The organism is Streptomyces sp. NPDC050164 (assembly GCF_044459945.1).
Classification (GTDB): Bacteria; Actinomycetota; Actinomycetes; order Streptomycetales; family Streptomycetaceae; genus Streptomyces; species Streptomyces coeruleorubidus_A.
Map to the genome: position 1 here is coordinate 22,470 of NZ_JBITJK010000042.1, position 14,195 is coordinate 36,664.

A 14,195-nucleotide genomic window follows, 5' to 3' on the forward strand; every position below is an offset into this window, starting at 1 on the left:
CGGCACCTGGTCGACGAGTCAGTCGGCGTCCGACCCCACGCGCCGTTCCGAGGACGGACACCCCCCGACGCGGCCCGACCCACCACCGCCGCGTAGGCCAAGGCGCGCACCCCCACCGAACCCGAACAGGCCGCCGCAGGCACCCCGCTCAACCGCCGGAGGCAGGCGGCACCCCGCTCAACCGCCGGAGGCACACGCGAAAGCCCCGCCCCTCACACAAGGGGCGGGACTTCACGGGACTTCACAAACCCAGAACCCGGAACTCAGCCGATCTCGGTCCCGGTAGCCGACAGCGCCTCCGTCACAGGCTGGAAGAACGTCTCCCCACCGGACGTGCAGTCACCGCTACCACCGGACGTCAGCCCGATCGCGTTGCTGCCCGAGAAGAGCGAGCCACCACTGTCACCGGGCTCCGCGCACACGTCGGTCTGGATCAGACCGTTCACGATGTCGCCGTTGCCGTAGTTCACGGTGGCGTCCAGCCCCGTGACCTTCCCGTCGTGCACCTGCGTCGTCGAACCGCTCCGCGTGACCTCCATGCCGACCGTCGCCTCGGCGGCACCCGTGATCTTCTGCGTGGAGCCGTTGTAGAGGTTCACCTCGCTCGGGTGAGCCACATCCGCGGTGTACTTGACCAGCCCGTAGTCGTCACCCGGGAAGCTGGAGTCCGCGTTGGTGCCGATCTCCTTGCCGCTGGAGTCCGACCACGTCGAGATGCCCTCGGTGCAGTGCCCGGCGGTCAGGAAGAACGGCTCGCCGCCCTTGACCACGTTGAAGCCGAGCGAGCAGCGGCCACTGCCACCGGTGATCGCGTCGCCACCGGCGATGAAGGGCTTGTACTCGCCCTTCGTCCGCTTGAGTTCGGCCTTCGCACCGAGCCCGTCGACGACCTTCGTCAGCTTGGCCCACTCGGCCTTGGACACCGTACGGTCGGCGGTGACGACGATCTTGTTGGTGGTCGGGTCGGTCACCCAGGAGGTGCCCGGAATCGTCGCGTCCTGCTTCAGCGTGCCGCGGGCGCTCTTCAGTTCGGCGAGAGAGTTCGCCACGACTCTCGCCTTGGCTCCGGCCTTCTCGACGGCCTTGGCCGCGGCCTCGTCGAGCACGTTCACCACGAGGTTCTTGCTCTTCGTGTCGTAGTACGTGCCCGCCGCGTCGGCGCCCAGGTCCTCGGCCAGCGTCGAGGCGAGCTTTCCGGCCGCCGTGACCGACAGGGTCTGGGGCGCGGAGGCCTCCGGGGTCTCGCTCGCGTTCGCAGTCTGGAAGGTGACTCCCGCGGCGACCAGTGCGGCGATACCCGCACCTGCCACGGCTGCACGTCGCTTGGGTATGCGTCGGTGCTTCAACTCACGTCCTCCTGTGGGGGGGTCGGCCCGAGAGGTTGTGGGGACCTCGCGAACCGGAAGGCTTTGTTGACGAGCGCCCACTATTCCGAGGACAACGGGGAGCACACAAGGTCGAGTTCAGGACGCGCGTAGATTGCGGATCGCACGCCCTCCCATTTTGACCGTCCACGGTCAAATCGGACCCAACTCACACCCGCTTCACGCGCGTTCACACTGCAAACATTACGCGTGAGTAATGTGTGCCCACTCTGTGACGTCTGACCGTGGCTGAAAACCGTCTGCCCGGTCAGCCCACGACAACCCCACCGAAAAGACAACAGCCCACCGAAAAAGGGAAACCCCCGCACGCAATGCGTGCGGGGGTACAGAACTCAGCCTGCTACCGACCGGGACCGACCGGTCTAGTACACGCTGACCCCGTAGGCGCTCAGGGCCTCCGTGACGGGCTGGAAGAACGTCGTACCACCGGAGGAGCAGTTGCCGCTGCCGCCGGAGGTCAGACCGTACGCGACACCGTTGCTGCCGTAGAGCGAACCGCCGGAGTCACCGGGCTCGGCGCAGACGGTGGTCTGGATGAGGCCGGAGACGATGTCCCCGCCGCCGTAGTTGACGGTGGCGTTGAGGGCGGTGACACGGCCGCTGTGCGTACCGGTCGTGGAGCCGTCGCGGATGACGGTGGTGCCCACGCTCGGGGTGGCCGCGCGCGTGATGTCCACGCCGTTCGCGGTGCCGGGACGGCTGACGGAGCCGCTGTAGCGGACGAGGCCGTAGTCGTTGCCCGGGAAGCTGGAGCCGGCGGTCGAGCCGATGACCGTGGTGCGGCCGGAGTTGGAGTACCAGGTGCCCGCGCCGTCGGTGCAGTGACCGGCGGTCAGGAAGAACTGCTGGCCACTGCTGTTGCGGACATTGAAGCCGAGGGAGCAGCGCCAGCTACTCGCATAGATGGCGTCGCCGCCCTGGATCAGCTTGTTGAACTTGCCGGGGGTGCGCTTGATCGTGAGCGCGTCGGCGTTGGCGCCGGCCTGCTGCTTGATCTTCGCTATCTCGGCCTGGGTGACCGTGCTGTCGACGGTCACGAGCACGCGGTTGGTCTTGCTGTCGACGGCCCAGGCGGTGCCCGGGATGTCGGCCTTCAGGATCGAGCCGCTGGCACTCTTGAGCTCGGTGGCGCTGAAGGTGGCGGGGGTGTCGGACGCGTTCGCGCTGGGGATCGCGATCGCGGCGGCGGCGACGAGGCCGGTGGAAACGGCGATCAGCCGTGTCCGTCTCGAAAAGCCGCTGCGGGGGGTGGTGCGCTTGATCCTCACTTCTCGTTCCTCCACAAAGGAAGTAGGGGGCCCTCGTGGGGTTTGGGCCCGTGAGGCGCAGTCCGGGACCGGCTTGTTCGGATTCCGAACCCGCCGTGCCCCTGACAAGCGCTGGTGGGAGTATTCGGCCGAACGGACGGTAGGCGCAAGAGGGCCTTTCGGCCGCGCCCTTTTGAAGGGCTGTCACGAAGCCGCGAAAGGGCGGGCGAACGCGCCCCGGCGGTCAGCAGCGCGCGACGGATACGGGACGGGTCAGCCGCCTCAGGGGCAGCAGCAGTCGCACCCGTCGCAGTCGCAATCCCGGCAGCAGCCCTCGCGCTTCTTCCGGGACCACGGCCCCTCATACTCCTTGGCGCAGCACAGCTTGCAGGTGCAGCACAGCAGCCAGAACATCCCGCAGCCCGCCCAGAACCCGCGCCGGCCCCGGGGCGGCTGGGGCACCGGCGCGCCGCCACCGAAACCACCGCCGCCGTACCCTCCTCCCCCACCGGCGTACGGGTTTCCGCCACCGGCCGCGTACGGGTTCTGCGGAGCACCGTGCGGCCCCTGGGCGTACGGACCCTGAGGCGGCTGCTGCCCGTACGGTCCGCCCTGGTGTGACGCGCACACCGGCACCGTGCCGAACGCCCGGTCCACCGAGCGCCGCAGTTCGTGCACGAGCAGCAGATGCACGAGCTTCGCGTCGGTGAACTCGGCCTCGCGCAGCGCGAGCCGCACCCCGTGCACCGCGTCGTCGGCGAGCCGCCGGGCCTGCGCGAGGGAGGTGCCGGTCGCGGCGATCGGGTTCCAGGCGCCTGACGCGGCGTCAGCGTGCAGGTCCTCCACGGCGTCCAGCAGGTGGGCCAGCCGTCCGAAGAGCCGTCCGGCCTCGGCGAGCGGCCCGGCGTTGTGCGGCCGGCCGGCGAGGACCGCCGTGTGCGCGAAGGCGGCGGCGGTCGCGGTCTCGGTCGGTTCGGTGACCGTGAGGATCGGCGTGCCGGGCCCGGCGAGCGCCTCGATGCCGCCCTGCCGGTCCACGGCGTCGACCAGGACGGCCGTGTCGAACCCGACGGCGGAGCCGGTGCGCGCCCCGGCGCTGTCCCAGCCCGCGGCGACCCGGCGCGCGGCGCGCGCGAGCGGCGCGCGGGCCAGCAGTCCGTCGCCGTCGGCGACGTGGTCGCGCACCTTGGCGGAGGCGAGCACCAGCGACACGGCCGCCGCGAGCCGCGCTCCCTCACCGTGCGCGACGGACGCGGTGCGCATCCCGCGCAGCGGGCACGGCCCCGCCGTACGCCGCCCCACACCACTCGACGTGCCGGGCGTCCGCTCCACCTGAGCCTCCGTCAACACGGAGACGAGAAGCCCGTCATAGTTCGTCACGATGCGCGCGAGCTGCCCGTGGTCCCCGCGCAATGCGAGACACAGCCCACACAAATGCGCCATCCACTGGGCCGTGAGGCTCTCACCGAGCCGGTGCCGACAGGGCCTGACCATTCCGAACACGACATCCCCCCCGTGCTCCGTACGACGTTTGGCGCCGCATGATATCGGCCATCGCGTTCACCCGTACGCACCGCTCATCACCCGTACGCCGCGAAGAATCATATTTCACTCACAGTCAGCAGCCGTTTACGGCAAGACCCTTGGGAAACACGGACTCTCGACGGATTCGCTGTGCACCAGTACCGTCACAAACCCCCCGTGCGGCGTCTATCCACTTGGCGCGCCATCCGCATCATGGACGACCATAGGGATGCGGAAAGCAGAAAGACCGCTGTGAGAGGAGGCGTCCATGGGATCGGTACGCAAGGCAAGTGCCTGGCTTGGCCTCGTCGACGACAACGAAGACGAGCGTTACTACGACGACGACTACTCCGACGGGACCGAGCCCGGGGAGGCCTGGGTCACCGATCCGCGCGTCAAGGTGGCCTCGGACGTCGCCGAGGAGAAGGGCCGCCGCATCGGCACGGTGACCCCGGACAGCTTCCGGGACGCGCGCGCCATCGGCGAGCTGTTCCGCGAGGGTGTGCCGGTCATCATGAACCTCACGGCCATGGACGCCGGCGACGCCAAGCGCGTGGTCGACTTCGCGGCCGGGCTGATCTTCGGTCTGCGCGGTTCGATCGAGCGGGTGTCGACCCGCGTGTTCCTGCTGACCCCGGCCAACACGGAGATCGTGAACGGCGACCCGGCCGCGCACCGCACGGACGGCTTCTTCAACCAGAGCTGAGGCAGGGCCGCTCACCGGCCCTGCCCCCGCGCAGGGTTCACCGGACGGGGTCTACCGGAAGGCGTCGAGCCCGGTGAGCGCCTTGCCCAGCACGAGCTGGTGCATCTCGACGGTGCCCTCGTAGGTGAGCACCGACTCGAGGTTGGTCGCGTGCCGCATCACGGGGTATTCGAGCGAGATCCCGTTGGCCCCGAGAATGGTGCGGGCCGTGCGGCAGATCTCGATCGCTTCTCGAACGTTGTTGAGCTTGCCGAAGCTGACCTGCTCGGGACGCAGGCGGCCGGCGTCCATACGCCGCCCCAGATGATGGGCGAGCAGAATTCCCTTGTGCAGTTCGACCGCCATGTCGGCGAGTTTGGCCTGGGTGAGCTGGAAGCCGCCGATGGGCCGCCCGAACTGCTCCCGCGACTTCGCGTAGTCGACCGCGGCCTCGAAACTGCTGCGGGCCGCGCCCATGGCGCCCCAGACGATTCCGTACCGGGCGTGCGACAGACAGCTGAGCGGTCCGCGCAGGCCGGTGACCTCCGGCAGTACGGCGTCGGCGGGCAACCGTACGTCGTCGAGGACGAGTTCGCTGGTGACGGAGGCCCTGAGGGACCACTTGTGCTTGATCTCGGGGGCGGAGAACCCGGCGCTGTCCGTCGGCACGGCGAATCCGCGGATCCCGTCCTCGGTCTGCGCCCACACGACGGCGACGCCGGCGACCGATCCGTTGGTGATCCACATCTTGCGGCCGTTGAGGATCCAGTCGGTGCCGTCGCGCTTGGCGTACGTCCGCATGGAGGCCGGGTCGGATCCGTGGTCCGGCTCGGTCAGCCCGAAGCAGCCGATGACCTCGCCGGAGGCCATCCGGGGCAGCCACTGCTGCCTCTGTGCCTCACTGCCGAACCGGTGGACGGCGTACATGGCGAGGGAGCCCTGCACGGAGACGAGGGACCGGATCCCGGAGTCGGCGGCCTCCAGCTCCAGGCAGGCGAGCCCGTACTGCACGGCGGACGCGCCGGCGCAGCCGTACCCCTCCAGGGACATCCCAAGGGCACCGATGCTCCCCAGATCCCGGGCCAGCTCCCGGATCCCGGGCAGCTCCCCCTTCTCGTACCACTCGGCGACGTACGGCAGCACCCGGTCCGCGGCCCAGGCCCGCACGGTGTCCCTGATCCCGAGATCCTCCGGCTCCAGGAGGTCGTCGAGGCCGAGGGGGTCGGTGGGGTCGAAGGAAGGAAGCTTGGACGACTCGGACATGGGGGAACCCTCCGAAACTCTTTAACTAGCACCGCTAGCCAAGACGCTACGGTGTCCACCCACCCACGCACCACCCGTAGCTGCCTCGCGCCGACGCGGGCGAACCAGTCGCCACAGCTCCAGCCGCCCCGCCCTCAGTCCCCCCCCAGCAGGCAACCGCGTCCAGCCGATGCCATCGCCGACGGCGTCCGACGACGTCGGCGGAGGTCGGCGACTGCTCCCTGCGCAGCGCGGACGTCCGCCCGCTACGCGCACAGCCCGGCGGCAGCCGCTCCGCGCCACGGCAGCCCGTGGCCGCCCGCCACGCCCGCCAAACAGCCCGTGCCGCCACCCCGACTACCGCAAGCCGCCACCGGCGCCCCACCCCCACAGGCGACCTCCACCCCTCGACCGGCAGATACGGTTGGCGCGTGGGTGGGCAAAGGACGTCACACCGAGACGCGCGACTCCGCAGCGTCCCTGGGCGCTGGCAACTCCACCTCACCAGCGCCCTCACACTGCATGACCCGCGGCAACCGCAACGCCATCACCGCCCCGAGCAGCAACAACCCCGCACTCACCAGCAACGTCACATGCAGCCCGTGCACGAACGCATCCCGGGCGGCATGCCGCAGAGCAACACCCGCCGTCCCGCCCAGCTGCGCAGCGACCTCGTACGCCTCCCCCAGCGAATGCCCCGCCGAGGCGGACGCCGACGCAGGAACGCCCGGCACGTCCGACAGCCCGGGCGCGTACGCCGCGTTCATCACCGTGCCGAGCAGTGCGATCCCGATCCCCGCCCCCAGCTGGTACGACGTCTCCCCGATCGCCGCCGCGCCTCCCGCCTGCTCCTGCGGCGCCTCGCTCAGCATCGACTCGTACGCCCCGAACAGCGTCGTCTCCAGCCCGAAGCCCAGCAGCACGAACCCGGTCAGCATCAGCGCGCAGTCGTCCGTCCGGCCCAGCGCCGTCAGCAGCACCACCGCGAACGCCGTCAGACAGAACCCGAAGCACACCATCCACCGCGGCCCGAGCCGCCGCAGCATCCGCGCCCCGGCCAGCCCGGCCGCCATCGCGGCGAACGTCAGCGGCAGCAGCCGCAGCCCCGTCTCCAGCGGCGACAGGCCGAGCACCAGCTGGAGGTACTGCGCGGCGATCAGTTCGAGTCCGACCAGCGCGAGCATCGCCAGCACGATGCACCCGACGGACGTGCTGAACGCCGGCCGCGCGAACATCTTGAGGTCGACCAGCGGCTGCGCCCGCCGCCGCTGCCGCCGCACGAAGGCGGCCAGCAGCGCCGCGCCCACGACCAGCGGCGGCACGGTGAGCAGGCTCCCCACCGACTCCCCGCCGCCGAGCCGCTTGACGCCCAGCACCACCCCGAACAGTCCGATGGCCGCCATCAGCGCGCCGACCACGTCCCAGGGCCCTTCGCCGTCACCCTTCGACTCGGGCAGCAGAAGTCGCCCCACCGGGAGACTGACCAGCATCAACGGGATGTTGACGAGGAACACCGAGCCCCACCAGAAGTGCTCCAGCAGGAAGCCGCCGAGCAGCGGTCCGACCGCCGCGCCCACCGCGGCCACGGCGCTCCAGATGCCGATCGCGAGCGCCCGCTCGCGCCGGTCCGGGAAGACCTGCCGCAGGATCGACAGGGTCGCCGGCATGATCATCGCGCCGCCCACGCCGAGCAGCGCCCGCGCCACGATCAGTACCTGGGCGTTGTCCGCCAGGGCCGCCAGACCGGAGGCGACGCCGAACAGCGCGTACCCGAGGAGCAGGACCCTTCTGCGGCCGACGCGGTCGCCCAGCGTGCCGAACAGGATCAGCAGCGAGGCGCAGACCAGCGGGTAGACGTCGACGATCCAGAGCAGCTCTATCCCGCCGGGCTTCAGGTCCTCGGTGACAGCGGGGACCGCCACGTGCAGCACGGTGGCGTCGACGGCGACCAGCAGCAGGCTGACGCAGAGGACGACGAGAACCACCCAGCGGTTGGCACCGGCCCCGGCCGCCCGACGGCGCAGCGCAGCGGCCGTGGTCGTCCCGGACATGTACGTACCTCCCAGATGTTCCCTCGCGATCGGCGGGCTCACGGGGTGGGGGACGCCCCCGCGACTCGGCCGGAGAGGAGCGGTGGTCTCCGGCCCGCGCAAACGAAAAGCGAGTGACACGTCAGAGTACGCGAGTCCGCGCGGGAGCCGAGTGGCGGACCTCTCACCCGTCCGGCGGAAAGATGTGGCGTACGCCACTCCCCCCACCGTCGTCCACGCCCCGGGCGGCCGGCCGGTTCCGGCCCGGGTCGATAATCGGGCCCGTGACCGATCTTGAGACGCGCGCGGCCCCGTCCCGCGCCGGGGCGCTGCGCCGGGCGGCCCCGGCGCTCCTCGGGTACGCGGCCGTCCGCGCCCTGGGCCTCCTCGCCCTGGCCTTGTGGAGCGCGACGCGCGACAAGAGCGCGTACACGCTGCTGACCGCTCGCTGGGACGCGCTCTGGTACACCAGGGTCGCCGAACTCGGCTACGGCTACGAGGTGCGTCTGGCGAACGGGGACGTGCACTCCAACCTCGCGTTCTTCCCGCTGCTGCCCTGGCTGGAGCGGCTGGTGGCGGCGGTGTCCCCGCTGTCGTACGCGGACGGCGGTTTCCTCGTCAGCCTGTTCGCCTCCCTCGCCGCGGCCTGGGGGGTCTTCGCGGTCGCGGACCATGTGTACGGACGCCGGGCCGGGGTGTGCGCGGTGCTGCTGTGGGCGGTGCTCCCGGTCGGGATCGTGCAGTCGATGGCGTACAGCGAGTCGCTGTTCACGGCGCTCGCCGCGTGGTCGCTGTACGCGGTTCTGACCGGCCGCTGGGTGACCGCGGGCACGCTGGCCCTGCTGGCGGGGCTGACCCGCCCGGTCGGGATCGCCGTGGTGGCCGCCGTGTGGGTGGCGGGCATCGCCTCCTTCGCACGGGAGCGGCGCGCGGGTCCTTCCGCACGGGAGCGGCGCGCGGGTCACGCCGACGGCCCCGTGCCGCGCACCCGCCGTGTCCTCGGCATGCTGCTCGCCCCCCTCGGCACCGCGGGATACGTGCTGTGGGTCGGCCACCGCACCGGCAAGGGTCCGCTCGGCTATCTCGACGTCCAGGCGGGATGGCGCAACGGGTTCGACGGGGGGTACGCCTTCGCCCGGTTCGTCGCCGAAAAGTTCACGTCGTTCCCCTCGGCCCTGGCCGGTGCCGGGCTGATCGCCGGGGTCGTGTCAGTCGTTTGGCTGTATCTGGTCGGCGTACGTCAGCGCCAGCCGCTCCCGCTGCTGGTCTACACCGGAGTCGTCACCGCGCTCGGCCTGTGCGCGTCGAGCTACTTCGGCTCGAAACCGCGCCTGCTGATGCCCGCCTTCCCGCTGCTGCTGCCCCTCGCCCTGGCCCTGGCCCGGCTGCGTATGCGCAGGTCAGCGCTGGTGCTCGGGCCGGTCGCGGTCGCCTCTGCGGTGTACGGGGCGTTCTGGCTGAACGGCTCGGGTCCGCCCTGACCCGCTGTGAGCGCCGGGAGAATTACGCACGATGCTCCGGTGAACGAATTCAAAAGTGCAATAAAACCGCCATCCGAAATGATCAAAGGAATTGAAGGCCGCAGGCCCCGGCGATTACGGATTCGCTGGAAATAAACCTCCTCCTGAGAGGAATCCCACATCACATCGTCATCACAAAGCCGTTGATTCGACGGGGATCCGAGCTCACTCGCTGTAACGTCGATTGGGTGCGTACCGAACCGAAGCTCACCCGTCTGGACCGGGTGTTCGCCCGGCTGGACCGTGAGCCGGAACGACCGGCCCACATCGATGTGCCGAAGATGAGCAGGCACCGCGTCGTGCTCCTCGCGGCGACCCTGGCCTTCTACGGCGCGATCGTGTGGGCCGTGATCATCACGTCCTGGCTCGTCCGGCTCGACTGGCAGGTCATGTTCTTCCGGCCGTACCAGCAGTGGTCGGAGATCCACTGGTTCGTCGACTACTACGTGGTGCTCGGCCAGCGCGGTCCGACCGCGGTGATGGTCGCGGCCTGGCTGGGCTGGCGCTCCTGGCGGCAGCACACCCTGCGCCCGCTGCTCGCCCTCGGCGTCTCGCTGCTCCTGCTGAACATCACGGTCGGCGCCGCCAAGTACGGCATGGGCCGGCTGGGACCGCACTACGCGACCGTGATCGGTTCGAACGAGATGTGGCGCGGCGGCGATATATTTCCGAGCGGTCACACCGCCAACGCCGTGGTGACCTGGGGAATCCTGGCCTACATGGCCTCCACCCCGAGAGCGCGCCGCTGGCTGTCCGCCGTGTCCGCGGTGACCTCGCTCGGTGTCGGGATGGCCACCGTCTACCTCGGTACGCACTGGCTGAGCGATGTGCTGCTGGGCTGGGCCGCGGGTCTGCTGATCCTGCTCGCCCTGCCGTGGTTCGAGCCGCTGATCGCCCGTTCCGAGGCCAGGATCTTCGATCTGCGCGACCGCTGGCGGGCCCGCCGGAGCCGTACGGCGTCGACTGCCGCCCCGGTCAGCGCGCCGCCCGTGGTGGTCACGCCGCTGCCCGCCGACCGGGACGACGTCGCGGCCCGCTCGCCCCGGGCCCCGGTCTACCTGGCGCCGGGACCGCACACGGCCCGCTCGGAGCGCACGCCGATCACCCCCGCGGGCAGCCGCCGCCCGCCGCACACGGAGCGGCACCCCCGCGGCTCGGCCTCCTCGGCCCGCCCCTGACGGGCGGCTGACCAGGACGGACGGCGGGAGGCGGTGCGCACACCCCGTCCCGCACGGCGAAGGCCCCGGTTCCTCAGCGGAACCGGGGCCTTCGCGGTGTCTCAGCCCTTCCAGGCCCGCGCCACCCGGCCGCCCTTCACCTCGAAGTTCAGTCGGCCCACGCGGTACTCCATGGTGATGATCGCCCCCGGCGGCAGCGAGCGCACCGTCGACCAGCCGCGCTCACGCGCGAGGTGTTCGGCCCGGCCGGCCTCCAGGCCGACATAGGTGTCCGGGCTGTCGTCGGGTTCCGCGGAAGGTGTCGGAATCGGTGCCATGCCGCCACGCTATGTCGTGCCCGGCGACCACGGAAGTCCGGGCCGGTAACCCTTGCCTCTGTCCTTCCCCTGTCACACTTCTGTCACAAGATCATGACAGGTGTTTCGGACGCTGTCCGTCACACGGACGAGCGGTTTCCTAGGCCTTCCGCAGGCATTCGAACGCAATTTCCGCGTGTCACATGAGCCCATGGAAAAGCCCAGCGGAGAGTTCCGGGAGAAGTGACCTCGGGGCCCCATTCCATTCCGGCGCCGCACCGGGCCGGCTCAGCCGCCGCCGCACAGGAAATGCATGGCTTCGGCACACAGAGGCCGATACGCCCCCTGTCGGAGCGCTCGGTGACGCGAGCACCATGGCGTGAGCTCGCGGGTACGTGTGGCGCGGGCTTCGGCGGGCCCGGCACGCGATGAGCGAAGGGGCGAGCGAGCGATGGGGACGCAGACCGAACAGGCGACGGCGCGGCCCGTGCCGAGGAGGAAGCACGGGCGGGTGGTGGTCGACTGGCTGGCCACGACGGACCACAAGAAGATCGGTCACCTCTACCTGGTCACGTCCTTCGTGTTCTTCCTGATCGCCGGAGTGATGGCGCTGCTGATGCGCGCCGAGCTGGCCCGCCCCGGACTGCAGATCATCACCAACGAGCAGTTCAACCAGGCGTTCACGCTGCACGGCACGATCATGCTGCTGCTGTTCGCGACGCCGACCTTCGCGGGCTTCGCGAACGAGCTGATGCCGTTGCAGATCGGCGCGCCGGACGTCGCCTTCCCACGGCTGAACATGCTCTCGTACTGGCTGTTCCTGTTCGGCGGGCTGATCGTGCTGGGCTCGCTGCTGGTGCCGTCGGGCCCGGCGGACTTCGGCTGGTTCGCCTACGCCCCGCTGAACAGCGCCGAACGCTCGCCGGGCATCGGCGCCGACCTGTGGATCATGGGGCTGGCGCTCGCCGGCTTCGGCACGATCCTCGGCGCGGTCAACTTCGTCACGACCATCATCGGGATGCGCGCCCCCGGCATGACGATGTTCCGGATGCCGATCTTCACCTGGAACACCCTGTTCACGTCGATCCTGATCCTCATGGCGTTCCCGGTGCTCGCGGCGGCGCTGCTGTGCCTGGAGTCGGACCGGCGGTTCGGCTCGCACATCTTCGACGCGACCAACGGCGGGGCGATCCTGTGGCAGCACCTGTTCTGGTTCTTCGGGCACCCCGAGGTGTACATCATCGCGCTGCCGTTCTTCGGCATCGTCACGGAGATCATCCCGGTCTTCAGCCGCAAGCCGATGTTCGGCTATCTGACGCTGGTCGGCGCGACGATGGCGATCACCGGCCTGTCGGTGGTGGTGTGGGCGCACCACATGTTCGCCACGGGCGCGGTACTGCTGCCGTTCTTCTCCTTCATGACCTTCCTGATCGCGGTGCCGACCGGTGTGAAGTTCTTCAACTGGATCGGCACCATGATCAAGGGCTCGCTGTCCTTCGAGACGCCGATGCTGTGGGCGACGGGCTTCCTGGTGACGTTCCTGCTCGGCGGGCTGACCGGGGTGATCCTGGCGTCGCCGCCGCTGGACTTCCACGTGACGGACACGTACTTCGTGGTGGCGCACTTCCACTACGTCGTGTTCGGCACGGTCGTCTTCGCGATCTTCGCCGGCTTCTACTTCTGGTGGCCGAAGTTCACCGGGAAGATGCTCGACGAGCGGCTCGGCAAGATCCAGTTCTGGACGCTCTTCGTCGGCTTCCACACCACGTTCCTGGTGCAGCACTGGCTGGGCGCCGAGGGCATGCCCCGCCGGTATGCGGACTACCTCGCCGCGGACGGGTTCACGGCGCTCAACACCGTCTCGACGATCGGCGCGTTCCTGCTCGGCATGTCGACGCTGCCGTTCCTCTACAACGTGTGGAAGACCGCCAAGTACGGCGAGAAGGTCGAGGCCGACGACCCCTGGGGCTACGGCCGTTCCCTGGAGTGGGCGACTTCGTGCCCGCCGCCCCGGCACAACTTCACGACGCTGCCCCGGATCCGGTCGGAGTCGCCGGCGTTCGACCTGCACCATCCGCAGTACGCGGCGGTGACTGCGCAGCCCGAGCCAAAGCGCCATCAAGCCGGTCCCGAGTCCTCCTGATCGCCTCGATCAGCCCGTCGGGTTCGAGCACCTCGAACTCGAAGCCCAGCATCATCACGTGGATCACCATCACGTCGAGGCTCCCGGCGCCGCACCGCAGCAGGCAGCTGTCCGGGCCCTCCGCCTCCAGCACCCCGGCGCTGGGCGAGATGTGCGCGGCGGCCTCCTCCAGGGGCGCCAGGAGCCGCACGACGGCGTGGGTGGCGTACACGCGTGTGGAGACGCCCTGGGAGACGTAGGCGGCGAGGTCCTCGGCGGGCGACTCGCGCGGCTCGAAGCTCGGGCCGTGCGGCGGCCTGGGCGTGATGCGGTCCACGCGGAACGTGCGCCAGTCCTCCCGGTCGAGGTCCCAGGCGACCAGGTACCAGCGGCGCTCGGTGCACACCAGGCGGTGCGGTTCGACACTGCGGCGGCCGCTGGTGCCGTCGTGTCCCCGGTACTCGAAGCGCAGGCGCTCGGCGTCCCGGCAGAGGTGGGCGAGCTCCGTCAGCACGGCCGGGTCGACGGCGTCGGGCAGGGGACCGCGCAGCATCGGCACGGTGAAGGCGTTGAGGGCACCCACGCGGCGGCGCAGCCGGTCGGGCAGCACCTGTTCCAGTTTGGCGAGGGCCCGTACCGAGGTCTCGCCGATGCCCTCGATGCCCTGCCCGGCCGCCGTGCGCAGCCCGATCGCCACGGCGACGGCCTCGTCGTCGTCCAGGAGCAGCGGCGGCAGCTCGGCGCCCGCGCCCAGCTGGTAGCCGCCGCCCGTGCCGGGGCTGGCGTTGACCGGGTAGCCGAGTTCGCGCAGCCGGTCCACGTCCCGGCGCAGGGTGCGGGCACTGACGCCGAGCCGCTGCGCCAAGTCGGGGCCGGACCACTCGCGGTGGGCCTGGAGCAGGGACAGCAGGCGCAGCAGGCGTGCCGAGGTCTCCAACATGGGGGCGAGTCTGCCAGCCCTTGCGG

General features: G+C 70.2%; 10 protein-coding genes and 1 pseudogene. 4 read left to right on the plus strand and 7 right to left on the minus strand.

Annotated features, from left to right (window positions below):
• Positions 1-263: 263 nt before the first annotated feature.
• The 3 genes from ACIBNA_RS37165 to ACIBNA_RS37175 all read right to left on the minus strand — a co-directional run bounded on the left by ACIBNA_RS37165 (position 264) and on the right by ACIBNA_RS37175 (position 4,135).
• Complete coding sequence (locus tag ACIBNA_RS37165; protein ID WP_399169629.1) at positions 264-1,346, minus strand: S1 family peptidase; 1,083 nt, start codon at positions 1,344-1,346, stop codon at positions 264-266.
• 401 nt (positions 1,347-1,747) lie between these two features.
• The gene (locus tag ACIBNA_RS37170) at positions 1,748-2,653 is read right to left on the minus strand and encodes a S1 family peptidase (RefSeq protein WP_399169631.1); all 906 of its coding nucleotides are present in this window, start codon (positions 2,651-2,653) and stop codon (positions 1,748-1,750) included.
• 261 nt (positions 2,654-2,914) lie between these two features.
• Positions 2,915-4,135, minus strand: a complete 1,221-nt coding sequence (locus ACIBNA_RS37175) for a DUF5685 family protein (protein ID WP_399169632.1) — start codon at positions 4,133-4,135, stop codon at positions 2,915-2,917.
• Positions 4,136-4,424: 289 nt separating this feature from the next.
• Here ACIBNA_RS37175 and ACIBNA_RS37180 point away from each other — a divergent pair, with 289 nt between their 5' ends.
• Positions 4,425-4,862, plus strand: coding sequence for a cell division protein SepF (locus ACIBNA_RS37180; RefSeq protein WP_114251168.1), 438 nt, complete (start codon positions 4,425-4,427; stop codon positions 4,860-4,862).
• A gap of 51 nt (positions 4,863-4,913) precedes the next feature.
• On the opposite strand, the gene ACIBNA_RS37185 is transcribed toward ACIBNA_RS37180, so the two are convergent.
• Positions 4,914-6,104: an acyl-CoA dehydrogenase family protein gene (locus ACIBNA_RS37185; RefSeq protein ID WP_399169633.1), complete on the minus strand. Its 1,191-nt coding sequence runs from the start codon at positions 6,102-6,104 to the stop codon at positions 4,914-4,916.
• 428 nt (positions 6,105-6,532) lie between these two features.
• Positions 6,533-8,134 (minus strand): MFS transporter, encoded by a 1,602-nt coding sequence (locus tag ACIBNA_RS37190; protein WP_399169634.1) that lies wholly within the window; start codon positions 8,132-8,134, stop codon positions 6,533-6,535.
• A gap of 263 nt (positions 8,135-8,397) precedes the next feature.
• On the opposite strand from ACIBNA_RS37190, the gene ACIBNA_RS37195 reads away from it, so the two are divergent.
• Both ACIBNA_RS37195 and ACIBNA_RS37200 read left to right on the plus strand, forming a co-directional pair.
• Complete coding sequence (locus ACIBNA_RS37195; RefSeq protein WP_399169635.1) at positions 8,398-9,594, plus strand: hypothetical protein; 1,197 nt, start codon at positions 8,398-8,400, stop codon at positions 9,592-9,594.
• A gap of 227 nt (positions 9,595-9,821) precedes the next feature.
• Complete coding sequence (locus ACIBNA_RS37200) at positions 9,822-10,811, plus strand: phosphatase PAP2 family protein (RefSeq protein ID WP_399169636.1); 990 nt, start codon at positions 9,822-9,824, stop codon at positions 10,809-10,811.
• Between the two features lie 101 nt (positions 10,812-10,912).
• Here ACIBNA_RS37200 and ACIBNA_RS37205 read toward each other — a convergent pair whose 3' ends face one another.
• Entirely contained in the window at positions 10,913-11,128 is a 216-nt protein-coding gene (locus ACIBNA_RS37205; RefSeq protein ID WP_086604522.1) for an I78 family peptidase inhibitor, read from the minus strand.
• A 430-nt stretch (positions 11,129-11,558) separates the two neighbouring features.
• Here ACIBNA_RS37205 and ctaD point away from each other — a divergent pair.
• A pseudogene (gene ctaD / locus ACIBNA_RS37210) lies at positions 11,559-13,085 on the plus strand (cytochrome c oxidase subunit I); the annotation flags it as partial.
• 43 nt (positions 13,086-13,128) lie between these two features.
• On the opposite strand, the gene ACIBNA_RS37215 reads toward ctaD, so the two are convergent.
• Entirely contained in the window at positions 13,129-14,169 is a 1,041-nt protein-coding gene (locus ACIBNA_RS37215; RefSeq protein ID WP_399169637.1) for a helix-turn-helix transcriptional regulator, read from the minus strand.
• Positions 14,170-14,195: the final 26 nt, after the last annotated feature.